19 protein-coding genes and 1 pseudogene are annotated in these 15,287 nt (G+C 61.8%); 15 read left to right on the top strand and 5 right to left on the bottom strand.

The window, feature by feature from the left end; translation table 11 throughout:
* Positions 1 to 403 (bottom strand): recombinase family protein (locus B7R22_RS18555; protein WP_147305474.1); only part of this gene is annotated, 403 nt, incomplete at its 3' end.
* 320 nt (positions 404 to 723) lie between these two features.
* Between B7R22_RS18555 and B7R22_RS18550 the strand changes: the two genes are divergently transcribed.
* Entirely contained in the window at positions 724 to 1,464 is a 741-nt protein-coding gene (locus B7R22_RS18550) for a hypothetical protein (RefSeq protein WP_116413160.1), read from the top strand.
* Positions 1,465 to 1,514: 50 nt separating this feature from the next.
* On the opposite strand, the gene B7R22_RS19395 is transcribed toward B7R22_RS18550, so the two are convergent.
* Positions 1,515 to 1,652, bottom strand: coding sequence for a hypothetical protein (locus B7R22_RS19395; RefSeq protein ID WP_172582583.1), 138 nt, complete (start codon positions 1,650 to 1,652; stop codon positions 1,515 to 1,517).
* Between the two features lie 116 nt (positions 1,653 to 1,768).
* The gene (locus B7R22_RS18545; protein ID WP_253259169.1) at positions 1,769 to 2,458 is read right to left on the bottom strand and encodes a recombinase family protein; all 690 of its coding nucleotides are present in this window, start codon (positions 2,456 to 2,458) and stop codon (positions 1,769 to 1,771) included.
* Positions 2,459 to 2,868: 410 nt separating this feature from the next.
* Between B7R22_RS18545 and B7R22_RS18540 the strand changes: the two genes are divergently transcribed.
* From B7R22_RS18540 to B7R22_RS18510, 7 genes are all read left to right on the top strand, one after another.
* Positions 2,869 to 3,606: an alpha/beta fold hydrolase gene (locus B7R22_RS18540; RefSeq protein ID WP_116413159.1), complete on the top strand. Its 738-nt coding sequence runs from the start codon at positions 2,869 to 2,871 to the stop codon at positions 3,604 to 3,606.
* A 21-nt stretch (positions 3,607 to 3,627) separates the two neighbouring features.
* On the top strand, positions 3,628 to 3,996 hold the full coding sequence (locus B7R22_RS18535; protein WP_367379208.1) for a RidA family protein: 369 nt from the start codon (positions 3,628 to 3,630) through the stop codon (positions 3,994 to 3,996).
* An 80-nt stretch (positions 3,997 to 4,076) separates the two neighbouring features.
* Positions 4,077 to 4,961 (top strand): alpha/beta fold hydrolase, encoded by an 885-nt coding sequence (locus tag B7R22_RS18530; RefSeq protein WP_116413157.1) that lies wholly within the window; start codon positions 4,077 to 4,079, stop codon positions 4,959 to 4,961.
* Positions 4,962 to 5,004: 43 nt separating this feature from the next.
* Positions 5,005 to 5,385: a cupin domain-containing protein gene (locus B7R22_RS18525; RefSeq protein WP_116413156.1), complete on the top strand. Its 381-nt coding sequence runs from the start codon at positions 5,005 to 5,007 to the stop codon at positions 5,383 to 5,385.
* A gap of 241 nt (positions 5,386 to 5,626) precedes the next feature.
* Positions 5,627 to 6,616: a hypothetical protein gene (locus B7R22_RS18520; protein ID WP_172582581.1), complete on the top strand. Its 990-nt coding sequence runs from the start codon at positions 5,627 to 5,629 to the stop codon at positions 6,614 to 6,616.
* 53 nt (positions 6,617 to 6,669) lie between these two features.
* The gene (locus tag B7R22_RS18515) at positions 6,670 to 7,542 is read left to right on the top strand and encodes a DUF302 domain-containing protein (protein ID WP_116413154.1); all 873 of its coding nucleotides are present in this window, start codon (positions 6,670 to 6,672) and stop codon (positions 7,540 to 7,542) included.
* A 72-nt stretch (positions 7,543 to 7,614) separates the two neighbouring features.
* Positions 7,615 to 8,433 (top strand): sulfite exporter TauE/SafE family protein, encoded by an 819-nt coding sequence (locus B7R22_RS18510; protein ID WP_116413153.1) that lies wholly within the window; start codon positions 7,615 to 7,617, stop codon positions 8,431 to 8,433.
* A gap of 136 nt (positions 8,434 to 8,569) precedes the next feature.
* On the opposite strand, the pseudogene B7R22_RS18505 reads toward B7R22_RS18510, so the two are convergent.
* Positions 8,570 to 8,866 (bottom strand): annotated as a pseudogene (locus tag B7R22_RS18505) (recombinase family protein); the annotation flags it as partial.
* Between the two features lie 228 nt (positions 8,867 to 9,094).
* Between B7R22_RS18505 and B7R22_RS18955 the strand changes: the two are divergent.
* The 3 genes from B7R22_RS18955 (at position 9,095) to B7R22_RS18500 (ending at position 10,923) form a co-directional block, all read left to right on the top strand.
* A complete protein-coding gene (locus B7R22_RS18955; RefSeq protein ID WP_147305473.1) occupies positions 9,095 to 9,343 on the top strand; it encodes a hypothetical protein in 249 nt (82 codons plus the stop codon).
* Positions 9,344 to 9,514: 171 nt separating this feature from the next.
* Entirely contained in the window at positions 9,515 to 9,691 is a 177-nt protein-coding gene (locus B7R22_RS18950) for a transposase (RefSeq protein WP_147305472.1), read from the top strand.
* Between the two features lie 39 nt (positions 9,692 to 9,730).
* Positions 9,731 to 10,923 (top strand): IS3 family transposase gene (locus B7R22_RS18500; protein ID WP_116413151.1). Its coding sequence is split into 2 segments (ribosomal slippage): positions 9,731 to 10,015 and positions 10,018 to 10,923, totalling 1,191 coding nucleotides; the frame shifts between segments, so codons are not numbered across the junction.
* A 489-nt stretch (positions 10,924 to 11,412) separates the two neighbouring features.
* Here B7R22_RS18500 and B7R22_RS18495 read toward each other — a convergent pair.
* Positions 11,413 to 11,763, bottom strand: a complete 351-nt coding sequence (locus B7R22_RS18495; RefSeq protein WP_116413150.1) for a MerR family transcriptional regulator — start codon at positions 11,761 to 11,763, stop codon at positions 11,413 to 11,415.
* Between the two features lie 90 nt (positions 11,764 to 11,853).
* Between B7R22_RS18495 and B7R22_RS18490 the strand changes: the two genes are divergently transcribed.
* The 4 genes from B7R22_RS18490 to B7R22_RS18475 all read left to right on the top strand — a co-directional run bounded on the left by B7R22_RS18490 (position 11,854) and on the right by B7R22_RS18475 (position 15,145).
* On the top strand, positions 11,854 to 12,753 hold the full coding sequence (locus tag B7R22_RS18490; RefSeq protein ID WP_116413149.1) for an NAD-dependent epimerase/dehydratase family protein: 900 nt from the start codon (positions 11,854 to 11,856) through the stop codon (positions 12,751 to 12,753).
* Positions 12,750 to 13,619 (top strand): alpha/beta hydrolase fold domain-containing protein, encoded by an 870-nt coding sequence (locus B7R22_RS18485; protein WP_116413148.1) that lies wholly within the window; start codon positions 12,750 to 12,752, stop codon positions 13,617 to 13,619. Before B7R22_RS18490 ends, B7R22_RS18485 begins: the two co-directional genes overlap by 4 nt.
* A 121-nt stretch (positions 13,620 to 13,740) precedes the next feature.
* Entirely contained in the window at positions 13,741 to 14,427 is a 687-nt protein-coding gene (locus B7R22_RS18480) for a transposase (RefSeq protein ID WP_116413147.1), read from the top strand.
* Between the two features lie 115 nt (positions 14,428 to 14,542).
* A complete protein-coding gene (locus B7R22_RS18475; RefSeq protein ID WP_116413146.1) occupies positions 14,543 to 15,145 on the top strand; it encodes a helix-turn-helix transcriptional regulator in 603 nt (200 codons plus the stop codon).
* Positions 15,146 to 15,287 lie beyond the last annotated feature (142 nt).

Genomic DNA, 15,287 nt, shown 5'->3' with positions numbered 1-15,287 from the left:
GGAGTCGTGCGGCATCGAGGCCGTTACGTGTTTTCCGGACGATGTCGCGGCGGCGGTCTTCTGCGAGGGCGAGTGCCAGGTCGAGGATGAGACTGCGTTCGGTGTGCTCTCCGGCCGCGATTCCCTCAAGGACTTTAACTGCGATGTCTCGGGAGAAGAGGTCGTTGAGCACGATCAGGCCTTCGAGGAGATTGCGGCCGAGCCGGTCGACTTCCTGCACGGTGAGCATGTCGCCGCTTCTCATGTAGTCGATTGCAGCGGTGAGAGCGGGGCGCGCCTCGACGGCGAGTTTTCCGCTGATCTTCTCTTCGAAGACCCGTTCGCAGATCGGGTCGAGCGCATCGTGTTGCCGGCGGGTTTCCTGTTTGACCGTGCTGACACGGACCAGTCCCACGAGCGCCACGACGTTCCCCCTTTGTGCGTTCAGTAAATGTGTTCATCTACTGGATCGAACTCTACCTGTTGTTGAACGAGTTCTTGAACGCTCTGACAGAATCTTGCACCGATGCGGACGGCCGACGCTTGCCGTTCAGTTATCGAACGTTTTCTGAACGAAGACGCGCCGTCCTGTCAGGCTCCCTTTTGATCCTGTGTTGGTCTCTCCTAATTCGTTTGTACTGGATTCGTTGCTGGTGAGATTCGGTGAGTCGCTATAGTCTCAGGGCTAAGAGGTTGCACCGTTTCCCGGAGTTGGCGGGAGGGTGCCGTGTACGATTGGGGGGCATGATGTCTGATTTTGGGGTGTCCCGGCGGACGGTTGTCAAGTCTGCGGCGTGGGCGGTACCGGTGATATCGCTGGCGGTGGCCGCGCCGGCCGCGGCTGCGTCGGGTGCGGGGAGTATTGCGTTTAGTCCCGCAACGTATTTGAACCCGTCCGGGTTGGGGTACACCGCCCTCACCGGCACAGTCACGGCTACTGCTGGCGGGGTGCTTCCTGCCCAGCTCGCGGTGGTCTATTCGGCCGGTTTCAGCGGTCCGGAGACGACCGAGGTCGATCCGAGTACAGGCAACTTCACTATTACGAATGTGACGAGCCCCGACGCTGTCGCGACCGGCACGATCACGGCTACAGCGTCGGGGTATGGCACCGGTACTGCCACGCTCAGCGTCACGAACCCCGAGCCACGGTCCGGGTCGATCTCTTTCAACCCCACCCAGTACCATGGCACCCGGAATGGTAATCGAGTTGATTTCCCGGTTCTGACTGGCACCGTTTCCGTGACCGGTGGCCCACTTCCAGACACCGTAATTTTGTCTTTTTCAGCGCCGGACCCGGGACGGGTGGACTTGAAACGCGATGCTGGCCTCACCGTCCCGATCGACCCGATAACCGGGGCGTTCAGTGTCGACGGGGTGTACAACAGTATTGTTGGCGGGGATAATCCGTTCGGGTTTATTTACGCCGGAGTCCAGAACCCCGGAACCATATCCTACGGGCAGGCTACCGGCGAACTCGACGGGTAGGCGCGCGGGCCCGGTTTTGCAACAACCACGTTCGGAAAATGGCTGCGGGTTCAGCGGCGGGCGGCGGCGAGATAGGCCGCGAGCAAACCTGCGAGGGTGAGCAGGATCGTGCCGGCCGTGACCGTCACGGATCCTTGCCCCCGCAGAAGAATGGTTGTGATGGTTGCGGCGACACCCGCTCCCGGCACTGCAGCCAGAGGAGCGAAACGTCTTCACAGCGGGTTGGATGAGTATGAGGTCAGTCCACGATGGCCTGGTACTCCTGAAGCTGTCCTAGACCGACAAGTAGCGGCTGGAGCATTGGCTAGAGGGAATTGTTGTTCGCGGCTGGTGTTTCTTGGTCGGTGCTCATGCCCAGGTAGCGGTAGGTGGTGGCGCGGCTGGCACTGATGATCTTTCCGATATCGGCGGGTTTCAGGCCTTGGGCTTTCAGTTTCTGCGCGCGTCTGACGTTGGCATCGTTGGCGGTGACCTCTCGTCGTCCTGCTCTGCGGCGGTGGGTGGCGGCAACGGCCATTCCAGCGCGGGTTCGTTCGGAGAGTTGGTCGCGTTCGAGTTGGGCGAAGGCGGAGATGATGGTGACCATGGCCCGGGCCATGGCGCCGCCCAGTTCGCTGTCCGGGTCGGTGGCGATGCCGTCGCGCAGGGAACGGAATTTGATGCCGCGTTCTGTGAAGCCGTCGAGGAGTTCCAGCAGGTGGCGGGTATTGCGCCCTAACCGGTCGAGTTTCCAGACCACTACTTCGTCGCCGCGGGCAAGGCGGTCGAGCATTTTGTCTAGTTCGGGACGGCTGGTTGTGGTTCCGCTGACTCCGTGGTCGCGGTAGATCCGTTCACAGCCGGCGGCCTGGGGTTCCTTGATCTGTAGTTCTGTGTTCTGATCCGTGGTGCTTACCCGGGCATACCGGGGTCTTGGTAGTAACGGTACGGACTTGAACGCTAGGCCGATCTGAGGATCCCCGGAACTCGCCCGATGCCGTTCGGTGGCAATCACGAAAGTACCCTTGAACAGCAATTTCCGGCTGGTTACGAACGCGCTAGCTGACCGTGACCACGCATCGGGCCCAGCGAGACCGAGCGGCGCGAGATGTCGCTGTGGAAACCGAGTCCGGCTCCGTTCAGCCGCGACATGTGTCGCATGGGCAAGGTATTACTGTAAAGAACCGCGGATCAGAGATTCGTAGAGGCTTAGCGTTCATTCCTGGTCCGTTACTACCAAGACCCCTAAACCCCTGCTGGCAGGGGGGTCTACACCCCGGCAGGCGTCTCCTCGAGACGGGCACTGGCATGGGCGACCGCGCACGCCAAAGCCGAAACCATGGGTGTTACCGAGTGAGGAAGCCTCCAACGGGTCGCTCCCTCCTCAAGGATCAACAACGATCCCGATACCTAGGAGGAAGCACCATGTCCATCACCGAAACCGCCAGCGGAAAGCCGACCGTCGTTCTCGTGCACGGCGCCTTCGCCGAATCGTCCAGCTGGAACGGGGTGATCTCCGGGCTTCTCGCCGAGGGGTACCCGGCCATCGCGGTAGCCACTCCGCTTCGAGGAGTGACGTTCGACTCGGAATACCTCCGCGCGCTCCTGGTCGACGTCGAGGGCGATATCGTGCTCGTCGGACACTCTTACGGCGGCACCGTCGTCAGCGGCGGCGGTACCGACAACCCTAACGTCAAAGCGCTCGTTTTCGCCGGCGCATTCGCTCCCGAAGAGGGCGAAACACCCGGCGACCTGGCCAGTCGACTGCCCGGCTCGAGCCTCGGCGAGACCCTCACCAAGGTGGAACAGCCCGATGGCGGCAACGACCTGTACATCATGCAGTCGCGTTACCACGCCCAGTTCGCAGCCGACTCTTCCGTCGACGTCGCCAACGTGATGGCCGTCACTCAGCGGCCGATCCTCGAGTCGGCGTTCGGGGAGAAATCCGGCAAGCCCGCGTGGAAGACGATTCCCTCATGGTTCCTGTTCGGATCAAAGGATCTCAACATCCCTGTCGCCATGCACCGGTTCATGGCCGAGCGCGCAGGATCACGGAAGACCGTCGAGCTGCCCGAAGGATCGCACACCGTCGCGATCCCCGAAGCGGCCAAACTCGTCGATCTGATCCGGGAAGCTGCGGACGCGACCTGCGGCCGCAACTGACCTCGTGCCCAACGGGAGCGAATGACCATGGAGTACATCCGGCGGGGGGCGTCTCCTTCGGCCCCCTACGTGTCAGGCGTAGTGGCCGATGGAAGGCTCGTGTTCGTGTCCGGACAAACCCCGACGCGGCACGGGGAAGTAGTCGCCGGAACGATCGCAGAACAAACGGAATTGGTGATGGCAAACATGTCGGCCATCCTTGACGCTGCTGGTGCCGCTCTCAGCGACGTGGTCAGATGCGGGGTCTTCCTCGCCGACCTCGCGGATCTTCCCGAATTCAACGAAGCGTACGTACGCGCATTCGGAACACGAGTCCCGGCCAGAACCGCGGTCGGGGCGAATCTCCCCGGATACGGCGTCGAAATCGATTGCATCGCCGCCATCACCTAATAACTGCCGTTCGAGTTCACCTAGAGCTGGGAACCAAGCGCACCCGGGCTGTCGTTATCACAAGGAAGCAAGGAGGAGTCATGTTCGAGACATTTGAACAGCAGCACGTGAGCACCGAGCGTGGGAAAATTTTCGTCCGAGTCGGGGGTATCGGCTCACCGGTTTTGCTCTTGCACGGATATCCGCAGAGTCACGTGATGTGGCACGCGGTCGTCAACACGTTGGCCGGCGAGCACACCGTCATCGCCGCGGACCTGCCCGGATATGGCTCCTCCTTTCGCCCCCCGCTGACGGCCGATCACTCCGCCTATTCCAAACGACAAATCAGCAACGACCTCGTTCAGATGATGCACGCCCTCGGACACGACCAGTTTGCTGTCGCAGGTCACGACCGCGGGGGCCGTGTCGCCTACCGGATGGCGCTCGATCACCCGGACCGTGTCACCGCGGTAGCGGCATTCGACGTGGTACCCACGGCGGAGGTGTGGCAAAGGGCAGACGCAAAATTCGCCCTCACCTACTGGCACTGGGTGTTCCTTGCTCAACCGGCACCACTGCCCGAAGCACTCATCAACGCGAACCCCTCCGCATTCTTCGACCTGCACGTGCGCGCGCTCGGATTAGGCCGGAAAAACCAGCAGTACCCACCGGAGCTGATGGAGATCTACCGCCGCCTGCTCGATGACACCAGTGTGGTCGAGGGGATCTGCGAAGACTACCGGGCCGGAGCGACCCTTGACCGCATGCACGACGAAGCCGATCAGAGTGCCGGCAACCGAATCCGATGCCCCGTTCTGGTCCTCTGGAGCGCCACAGGCGCGTTGCCCAAATTGTACGGCGACGTCCTCGCTGTATGGCGACCATGGGCCAACGACCTCCGCGGACGCGGACTGGAGGCCAGTCACTTCCTCGTCGAAGACGAGCCCGACCAGGTAGCTCACGAACTCAAAGCGCTGCTTCGCTAAAAAACCGCAGAACCTCACACCCGCCAACACGAAGGAACTCATCATGACCGACCAGACCACGTCCGCAAACAACGCCATCCCAAAGGACGCCGACGAGCTCAGAGGAAGGCTCAAGCGCACCGAAATCCAGCACGTCTCATCCTCGATCCCCGGCCGTGACATCGTGCAAGTTCTGACCGAGATCCCTGTCAATGTCTCCTCCGGTTGGCACCACCACCCGGGCGAAGAAGTCGGCTACATCGTCGCCGGCACAGTAAAGATGGAGCGGAAAGATCGCACCACCCAGACCCTCAATGCCGGCGACGGATTCCTCATCCCGCCCGGGGTGCCCCACAACGCAACCGACCTGGGACCCGACACCGGCCGGATGCTCTCCACCTACATCGTGGAACAGGGCAAGCCCATCGCCACTCTCGAAACCTGATCAGCCGCCGCGTAGCGGGCAACCGACTGTTACGAAATCGTGCCTCGCACCGCTCGAGAACGCAACACGCCCAGCTCACCGTACCTGGAACGAAACGATCAGAGCATGCACACCATCGAGCACGACGCCCACGGCGCGCGCGAAGGATCGGAGGGAATCAATCATGAACGTAAACCGCACAGCAGATCGGCCCCCTAGCACCAGCGAGACGAAGGCCGAAGCTGTGTCCTCGCGGATTCCGTTGAACACGCTCGCTATCCCATTCGGCCTGCTCGGGTACGCCGGAACGTGGAACGCCGCGCGCACCGCATTCGGGTGGGAGGCCTGGGTTACCGAACCATTCTGGGCCCTCGCCACAGCTGCCTTGATTTGGTTGATCATCGCGCACACCATCCGGGGCCGCCACACCAGCAGCACTCTCGCCGACCAGCTCAGACATCCCGCTCAAGGACCCATCGCCGCGATATTCCCCGCCAGCGTGGTGCTGCTCGGCGCCCACCTGTACCCGAGCATTCCGATAGCGGGAGCAATCTTGGTGTATTCGGGAGCAGCATCCGGATTCGTCTTTGCGGCCTGGCTCACAACACTCTGGATCCGAAAGCAGGTCCCGGTCGAGGCGATCCACGGCGGCTATTTCCTCCCCACGGTTGCGGCCGGATACATCTCGGCCGGCGCTTTCGCAGCGATCGGGAACATGCTGTTCGCTATTGCAGCCTTCAGTATGGGAACGTTCTTCTGGATCGTCATCTTCACGATCCTGCTCGCGCGCCTCGCGCTGGTGGCCCCGCTACCGGGGCCCCTCACCCCCACGCTCGCGATTCTCGCCGCGCCGCCGGCTGTCGGCGGGATGGCTTGGCTTGCGATGAACGGGCGGACGCTGGACTGGGTCACAGTAGCCCTCCTCGGCGCGACGATCTTCATGGTGCTCATTCAGATCGCACTGATCCCCACCTACCGCAAGCTCACGTTCACGCTCGGATTCTGGTCCTTTACCTTCTCCATGGCCGCGGTAGCAAGCCAGACAATCGTTCTCTCCGATCTCGCCCGTTACCCCGGCTGGCAGGTCGTTGCGATAGCCGCCCTTGCCGCCGTCTCAGTTCTCATCATCGTGATCGCCATCAAGTCCCTGACCGCGGGAGGCTCGTTCCGGCGCCGAGCACGCCAAGAAGAACGTCAGATCACACAAGCTGACGACCTGGTTGCGCGTTCCAAATCCCGGAGCGGGGTGTGAATCCAGTCAGTCCCCGAACTCCCAGAAGAACCGACACTCAGTAAGGAAAAAACATGTCAACGCAGGCAGCTAGCGGCGAAGATCTGATCGCGATTACCAAGGAGTACTTCAAACGAGTGGATTCAGGAGCGCCTGATCTGCTGGATCTGTTCACCGACGATGCGCAGATATTCTTTCCGAGATTCGGATATGCCCACGGCAAGGCCGAGATGGTCCCCTTCCTCGTCGGGCTGACCACCGCGGTAGCCTCGTTCGATCACCCTGAGGACCGGATGGTGTTCACGCACGGAGGCAACCGAGTCGTCGTCGAAGGTGCCGAGAACGGTGTACTCGCATCCGGCGTCTCCTTCCCTGGCGATGCCCGAAGCGCTGGCCTTTTCTGCAACGTCTTCGAGTTCGAAGATCACCTGATCAGCCGCCTGCATGTCTACGCCGACCCCGATCTCGCCGGCGTGCAGCCCGAACTCTTCCCCTGGGGGGGGCGAGAGGCGACCATGAGAAATGATCCAACTTCGATCCCTGCGTCCAGCTCTCAGATGCAAGACTGGAAATCCGTCGAGGCGATCGGCTCCGTCGAAAGCACGGTTCTCCTCCTGCAAGATCTGCTGATCAGTAAAGGTATCGCCTCACTTGGCAAATTCGACCATGGGAGCAACGCTCGTAAATCCGGACTGACACTCGATGACGAAGTGGTCGTCGTGTTCGGTTCTCCAGATGTAGGCACCAAGTTGATGCAAGACAACCCCGACGTCGGATACGACCTTCCATTACGGATCCTCGTCCGAGATGACCGTGGCGTCACCAGCGTGAGCTACCGAGACCCCAAAACGTTCATTAATACCTATGGGCTAACCACTTCACGGCCCGAAGTAGAGAAAATGAGCGAGCTGCTTCGAGATCTTCTCGGACGGGTGGCAAAGGAATGAGCGACCACAACGGCCGCCCATCTGCCACCGGGCAGCAGGCGCAGCTCCCCCGGCATCTGGAGATGGGCAGTCATGACGACTCCAACTGAACACGCGGGACCACAACACTGGCTGGTCATAGTCGGGATCGGGCTCGTCGGCGGGATCCTTTCGGGATTGTTCGCCATCGGCGGCGGAATAATCATGGTTCCGTTGCTGACGACGTTCGCAAAGCTCAATCAGCGAGTCGCCGCGGCAACCTCGCTTGCGGCTCTCATTCCCACATCAATCGTCGGGACAATTACCTACCTGGCCGTGGGCGAGATAGATGTTCTCGCCGCCGGCTTCGTGAGCGTGGGAGCGATCGTTGGCGCGATCCTAGGAAGCAAACTTCTGAAACGGATACCCCTCACCTGGCTTCGGTGGATGTTCATCGTGTTCATCCTCCTCGTCGCCGCCCGATTATTTTTCACCACACCAGTTCGAGGAGCACCCCTCGACTTCAGTGCGTCGATCGCCATCGAGTACGTGGTCTTAGGTCTCGCAATGGGGATCCTGTCCGCCCTTTTTGGCATCGGCGGAGGGATCATCGCAGTACCTGCACTCATCAGTGTCTTCGGCATCAGCGACCTGGTGGCCAAAGGAACCTCGCTCGCAGTCATGATCCCTACCAGCGCCGTAGGTACATTCACCAATTGGCGCAACGGAACCGTCGACATCCGTGTGGGCCTGGTGTTAGGCGTGTCCGCCGCGATCGCATCCGTACCCGGAGCAGCCCTCTCGCTAGCTCTGCCGGCTCGACTTTCGACCGTACTTTTCGGAATTCTCCTGGTCGCGGTCGCGGCCCAGCTGGTCCACCGAGCTCTCGCCCTGCAGAAGACCGAAAAAAAAGCGCGCAAGACCTCCGCCTGACCGCGTCTTCTTCCTGCATCCCCCAGGATTTCGAGACGGGTCCAGCCCGCCGCCAGATAGACCGATGAGTCTGTGGACCCATTGACAGCACGGCGTAGGCCTATCGTCGCCGGTGGCCGAGCAGTTCGGCTCTGTGCTATGTCCCTCGGACCCCGCGAAGTCTCGTGGCCCAACTACCTGTGCTCCCGAGGAGCGTCTCACTAGTCGACGAGCCCGTGGTCCGCCGAGGGCGGCCGCCGAGATCCTTACCCGCGGCGCGATGCTTGCCGATCGAGTCGGTAACCCTCTCCCGTTTGATGTCGTGTTCCATCTGAGCGAGAGCAGCCATAACCGTGAAAAGCATCGAACCCATCGGCGAGGAGGTGTCGACGTCTCCCCCGCCAAGATTCAACACCCGAAGGTCGGCACGACGGTCGCGGAGACTCCGGGCGAACAGGCAAACGCTCTACCGTCACGTCTCGCTATCCTACGACCCGACGGCGCCAAGCTGACAGCAAACGCCCGTACAGCTACGCCCTAACTAAGTGCACTCCGCACCGCGCCCAGCCATCGGACTCTACGGATTGGGGCTGGTGACAGCACCGTTACCAACACCCCTGGTAGTGAAACAACTTGACATAGCCATGAAGTCGATTCAATAATATTTGCCGCCGATCACTCTATGACGATCGACCCGTTTCCCATCTCCGTTGGACCTGAAGGGGCGGTGGGTGAGGCCAACAGGCAAGGAACTTGGGAAATATTAGAAGCGCATCTTGGAAACGCCTCGATCGTCCTGTCCGCCAGACCGACGACGGGCCCGCGACTTAACGCAGTCCTCTTTCAAACAGGAACATCAAACGACCTCACGTTGACCTTATACATTGGTGATCCCGACAGCGGAAACCAGGTCAACTACAAGAAGGAATAGGTTCGGATCCCCTTCCAAAGTGGGTCCTGATTGGCGCGCAACTCGTACGACACCGCGAAGCCATCAGCACTTTCTGAGGCGACAAGACACCCACGGAAACCGAGGATTTCTGGTCAAGGCGTTTCCCGCTCCCCTTGTCGTTCTAGCTACAACGTGTCCTAACGAGCATTGATGGTGATCATCCCGGTTGAGGTTGACGGCGCACGACGTGGCGCCTACACATGGATCGACGGCTGGTACAACGCCCGCCGACGCCACTCCGGCATCGGCTACCTCAGTCCATTAGAGTACGAACGCCGCCAGCTCACACTGGCAGCCGGGTCTGCTGCACGGATAGGTGACATCTGAGTTGGCTTGCCCGAAGGGGCGGGCTGGAAGGATGTTGTTATGCCTAAGCCTTATCCGAGAGAGTTCCGTGATGATGTTGTGCGTGTGGCGCGAAACCGTGAGCCTGGTGTGACGATTGAGCGGATCGCGAAGGACTTCGGGGTCCACACGATGACGTTGCAGAAGTGGTTACAGCGTGCTGCGGTCGACGACGGCGCGAAGCCCGGCGTGACCAGAACCGAGGCGGGCGAGCTGCGCGAAGCGCGGAAACGAATCCGGCTGCTGGAGCAGGAGAACGAGGTGCTCCGCCGGGCCGCGGCGTATCTGTCGCAGGCGAACCTGCCGGGAAAAGGTTCTACCCGCTCGTGACAGAGCTCGCCGCCTCAGGGATTCCTGTGGCGGTGGCGTGTCGGGTACTCAAGCTCTCTCGTCAGCCGTACTACCGGTGGCTGGCCAATCCCATCACTAGTACCGAGGTGGTGCAGGCGTATCGGGCTGACGCGTTGTTCGACGCGCACACGGATGATCTCGAGTTCGGGTACCGACTCCTCGCCGATGAGGCTCGTGACGCGGGGCAGGCGATGGCTGACCGGACTGCGTGGCGGATCGCTTCAGAGAATGGCTGGTGGAGCGCGTTCGGGAAGAAACGCGCCAAGAACGGTAAGAAGCCGGGCCCTGCTGTCCATGACGATCTCTGCACGGTGACGGACGAGGACGGGCGGACGCGGCACCAATTCACCGCTGACGGCCCGAACCAGCTGTGGTTGACCGATATAACCGAGCACAAAACCAGTGAGGGGAAACTGTATCTCTGCGCTATCAAAGACGTGTTCGGGAACAAGATCGTCGGCTACTCGATCGACTCGCGAATGAAGTCGGCGCTGGCCGTGAACGCGCTGAATAACGCCGTCGCGATGCGCGGCGACGTTGCCGGCTGCGTGGTCCACAGCGACCGAGGATCTCAATTTCGAAGCAGGAAGTTCCTCAGAGCTCTGGCCGCCCACCGGATGGTCGGATCCATGGGCCGGGTAGCGTCCTGCGGTGATAACGCCGCGATGGAGAGCTTCTTCAGCCTGCTGCAGAAAAACGTCCTAGACCGGCACTCATGGACCACCCGCGACCAGCTGCGCATCGCGATCGTGACCTGGATCGAGCGGACCTATCATCGTCGCCGACGCCAAGCCGCCCTGGGCCGTTTGACGCCTGTCGAATACGAGACCATCATGAACACGTCAGCCGCACTCGCAGCGTGACTAGAAACTGTCACCTACGCGTGCAGCAGACCCGACCGATACGTCGCGTCGTACTCCATCCAAGGCGTCAACGTGGCCTACACGACGAAACACTGGCAACGAAAGACCGCGGAGTACCAGAAACAGTTCAAACAGCGCCGTGTCGACCTCCCCGCCCTGCTCGGAGACCAAGCACAGTAGCTGTGCACGAAGCCATGAGACTCACCGTCCACGAAGTGACGAGATCCAGTGTCCACGATGTCGCGAGATAACACACCCGGTCGCTGGAATGCAGCTACCCGATACGGCGACTCGCCACCCACGCAACATAGATTGCGAACACTAGTCATGAGACACGACGCACCGAACCGCACCGCGGCAGCACCGACCATCTCGTGAACGGTCGTATGCGGATCACGGGTGAGGAAACCCGTCAAGGCAGACAGTTCTTCGACTGCGACCTCTCTGGGGGCGCCCTCGTGTGAGCTCGCGCGCTCCTGTGCGGGACAGTCAGGACACAGGCAAGTTCAGGAATGCGGTGAGCATGTCTCGCGTTTTGAGGAGCCGGCGAGCCTTGTCGTCCATCTCGTCGCGGATCTCTGTAACACGCGCCATGATGCCGGAGCATTCCCCCTCGAGTGGCCCGGCTTCTCCCGTGCACGGCAGCACCCGCTCGATCAGTGCGGAAGGGAAACCGAGATCAAGGAGCGACTTGATGGTATCGACCACTTTTGCGGTCGATTCGTCATACTCCCGGTACCCGTTCGGCTGCCGCACGGACGAGATCATCCCGATCTGCTCGTAGTACCGCAGCGACCTTGGGCTCGCCCCCGTGATTCGGCTCAGCTCGCCGATCTTCATGTGAAACCTCTCTCAGAGCTTGACCTTGACACTGATGTAAGAGTTTAGCGTGAGGTTCGACAGCGAAACCGCTGAAGAACGGAACACCACATGCAGGTCTTCATTACCGGAGGAACGGGCTACCTCGGCACCGTCCTCGTCGAGCACCTCATCACGGCCGGACACGATGTGGTCGCCCTCGCCCGCTCGGAGGCCAGCGCCGCCCGCCTTCGACAGGCAGGCGCCAAACCCGTGGCTGGGTCGCTCTCCGACACTGCCGTCCTCACGGATGCTGCCGCCGGCGCTGACGCGGTCATTCACGCGGCCGTTGATTACGCGATGACGGAGGAGTCAACGGTAATTGAATTAGCTGCTGTCCGTGCGCTCGTCGCCGGCGCTGCCTCCGGGGCCACCCCAAAGCCGTTCGTGTTCACCAGCACCGGGCTGGTCTACGGGTTCGACGAAGACCAGGACACCTCCGAGGACGCTGTCTTGCCGGAAACCAGTGCGCAGCCGGTGAAGGTCGCCGCGGAGCGAATCGTGCTCGAGGAAGCTGGCGTGACGGGCATCGTGATCCGTGCTGGCCTGGTCTTCGGCCGCGGCGGTTCTGCGCTAGTCACAGGGCTGATCCAGTCCGCGCAGCACTCGGGCACATCGATCTACGTCGGCGACGGTGAGAACGCTTGGCTGCCCGTGCACGTCGAAGACATCGCCGACCTCTACGTCGCAGCTCTCGAGCGGCCTGTCGCGGGAGTTTTCAATGCCGTCGGTTCCGTCCCGTTCACGTTCCGGGCCCTTGCCGAAGCCATCGGGGATCTGACCGGGAAGCTCGTAGCGTCCGTGCCGTTGGAGGTCGCGGAGGAGGGCTTCGGCCCAGCGGCACGCTCATTGACCACGACGAGCCGCCTCAATGCGTCCAAGGCCAACGAGACGTTTGGCTGGACGCCCGCGCCGCGATCGCTCATCGATGACGTCCGGTCGGGCTCCTACGGTGAAGCCGCTGCCAAATGAGACCCAGCCTGCAAAGCCGGCTACTGGCCCGCGCGATGACCATCATGCGTGCCAGGGAGCAGTTCAACCCGAAGAAGTTCACTGCGGAGCCAAGCGCCCCGAGGCGCTACTCGCCGCCGCAGTCCATCCGCAAGACGGTTAACGTCACGCAGAACACGTTTCGAGGATGGCCCGTCTTCGAGGTCACCCCCTCGGCGCCGTCGGGTAAGAGGGCTCTGTACCTTCATGGCGGCGCGTGGGCGGCGGAAATCCAGGCTGGCCACTGGAACCTCATCGCCGACCTCGCTGTTCGCACGTCGCGAACCTTCGTCGTGCCGATCTTCCCGCTAGTTCCCACCGTCACTCATCGAGACATCACCCCGACCCTCGTCGAGCTGTGGGCAAAAACTGCCGCGGACTCACCAACGGCACTCGTCGGTGACTCTTCAGGAGCGACAACGGCACTCAACCTGCTCGTCGCGCTCCCTAACGGATCACCCTCGCCAGACGCGACCGTACTGCTGTCCCCAACCTTCGACCTCACCTTCTCGAACCCGCAGAGCGCGCGCATCGCTCCCCACGATCCGCTGCTCAGGCTCGAATACATCCGTGCTCTCGCCAAGAGCTATGCCGGCCCCGACGGGCCCGACAGCGGTCTCGTCAGCCCGGTCAATGCTCGCGTCGACCGCCTCGGGGCAATCACCGTCTTTACCGGCACCAGGGACCTCCTGAACCCGGACGCCCACCGTTACGCCGACCTCGCCCGAGACGCAGGCGGCACCACGGTCACGATCGAGGAAACTGACGGCATGGTGCACGATTGGATGCTGATGCCAATCCCAGAAGCGAAAACAACCCGTGCTCGTATCGCCGGCGTCCTACAGTGAGGGACCACAGGCAAGCTCAGCTCGGTTGTGACAGCGGCGCTAACCTGATCTCGCCGAGACGGGCGACTTTGTGGGCAACCGATAGCCGACCCTCTCCGGAAGCCTGACGGGCCGCGCGGTGATGTTTGGTCACCGTGAACGCGGACACCGACACCGACACCGACACTCAGCGATTCGCAGAACACCACCATCCAGCAATCAACTCCACATAGTAGAACCATCCGCCGTCGACCTGATCGCGGAAATCCGTCGGCTCGACAAACGCATCACCACAGTCACTGGTCGCATCACTACCCAAACCACGGCCACCGGTACGACGCTAACGCTCATTCCGGGTATCGGGGCTTTGACCGCGGCACGGATTCTGGGCCGTACCGGGATCGTTCACCGGTTCCCGACCGAGAATCATTTCGCCGCCTACGCCGGCGTCGCGCCCCGCGAAGTGTCCTCCGGAGATGTGGTCCGGCACCGGCTCTCCCGGGGCGGGGACCGGCAGCTGAACTATGCCCTGCACGTCATCGCGCTCACCCAGATCGCGATGAAAACAGGGCCCGGGCGGGTGTTTTACGACCGGAAACGGCGGGAAGGTAAAACGGGCAAAGAGGCCCTCCGTGCTCTGAAACGGCGCCTCGCGACGGTCGTCTTCCGGCGGTTGTTCCAGGACGCGGCCCGCCTAGCGGTGGGCCCGGCAGGACACTCGGGAACGACACTGCAATCCAGCGTGACCAGCTCACATCCCACCACCAGTACTTCGGAAAAGTCACTCACCGGACCCACCAAAATCAACCCTACCCACCAAGCAGCTTGACCAGAGAGGCGCCGAATTCAGCACAGTCCCGTTTCCAACTGAGCGACGTCGAGTTTGGGTCAGGAGTTATCCGGGCACAATTGATTTATGGGCGATATGAACGAGAAAAAACGAGTTGGGCGCGTTCTTGCGTGCCAGTCGCGCCAGGATCACACCAGAGCGGGCAGGACTGGCTCTCTTCGGTGATAACCGCCGTGTGCAGGGGCTTCGACGGGAGGAACTCGCCATGCTGGCCGGCGTGAGCTCGTCGTACTACACCCGCCTTGAACAGGGTCAAGCCAACGGCGCCTCTGCCCAGGTACTCAACTCGCTAGCCGCCTCACTTCTCCTCAACGATGACGAGCGTGTCCACCTCCACACCCTTGCCAGCCACCGCGACGGCACGATACGCGCACGGGTCATTCGTGGGGCGGAAGCGGCGGACCCCGCTCTGCTCGAACTAATCGGCTCCATGCCTGAAACCCCAGCGATGATCTTGGGGCGGCGCAGCGAGGTCCTCGCGTGGAACCCCGTCTGCCACGCCCTACTCGCCCCGCATATCGTCTACGACGCACCACAGCACCCGACAACACGGCCAGTGCTTGCCGAGATGGTTTTCCTCGATCCAGCAGTACACGCGCTGTACGCCGACTGGGGAGCGAAGAGCCGCGCCGTCGTCGGTGACCTGCGTTTGGCCGTAGGGAACTACCTGAGGTTGACCCCGAATTCCGGACACTGACCAGGCGGGTTTCGCGTGTTTGCGGGCCTGTCGGGGAGGATGTCCGTGATGGGCACAAGCAAGAGGAAGACTTATACGCCGGAGTATCGCCGTGAGGCGGCGCGGCTGGTGATCGACACGGGCCGGGCGGTCGTGGCGGTGG

Source organism: Subtercola boreus, assembly GCF_003399635.1.
In the GTDB taxonomy this organism is placed as follows: Bacteria; Actinomycetota; Actinomycetes; order Actinomycetales; family Microbacteriaceae; genus Subtercola; species Subtercola boreus_B.
Note: the sequence above shows the minus strand (reverse complement) of the source record. Positions and strands in the feature narration are given on the sequence as shown.

Bases quoted from the DNA above. Each gene is read 5' to 3' on its own strand.
- B7R22_RS18495 (WP_116413150.1), bottom strand. From the start codon at position 11,763: ATGAAGATCGGCGAGCTGAGCCGAATCACGGGGGCGAGCCCAAGGTCG.
- B7R22_RS18490 (WP_116413149.1), top strand. From the start codon at position 11,854: ATGCAGGTCTTCATTACCGGAGGAACGGGCTACCTCGGCACCGTCCTC.
- B7R22_RS18530 (WP_116413157.1), top strand. From the start codon at position 4,077: ATGTTCGAGACATTTGAACAGCAGCACGTGAGCACCGAGCGTGGGAAA.
- B7R22_RS18515 (WP_116413154.1), top strand. From the start codon at position 6,670: ATGTCAACGCAGGCAGCTAGCGGCGAAGATCTGATCGCGATTACCAAG.
- B7R22_RS18535 (WP_367379208.1), top strand. From the start codon at position 3,628: ATGACCATGGAGTACATCCGGCGGGGGGCGTCTCCTTCGGCCCCCTAC.
- B7R22_RS18540 (WP_116413159.1), top strand. From the start codon at position 2,869: ATGTCCATCACCGAAACCGCCAGCGGAAAGCCGACCGTCGTTCTCGTG.
- B7R22_RS18525 (WP_116413156.1), top strand. From the start codon at position 5,005: ATGACCGACCAGACCACGTCCGCAAACAACGCCATCCCAAAGGACGCC.
- B7R22_RS18950 (WP_147305472.1), top strand. From the start codon at position 9,515: ATGGTGATCATCCCGGTTGAGGTTGACGGCGCACGACGTGGCGCCTAC.
- B7R22_RS18955 (WP_147305473.1), top strand. From the start codon at position 9,095: ATGACGATCGACCCGTTTCCCATCTCCGTTGGACCTGAAGGGGCGGTG.
- B7R22_RS18485 (WP_116413148.1), top strand. From the start codon at position 12,750: ATGAGACCCAGCCTGCAAAGCCGGCTACTGGCCCGCGCGATGACCATC.
- B7R22_RS18550 (WP_116413160.1), top strand. From the start codon at position 724: ATGATGTCTGATTTTGGGGTGTCCCGGCGGACGGTTGTCAAGTCTGCG.
- B7R22_RS18480 (WP_116413147.1), top strand. From the start codon at position 13,741: ATGTTTGGTCACCGTGAACGCGGACACCGACACCGACACCGACACTCA.
- B7R22_RS18510 (WP_116413153.1), top strand. From the start codon at position 7,615: ATGACGACTCCAACTGAACACGCGGGACCACAACACTGGCTGGTCATA.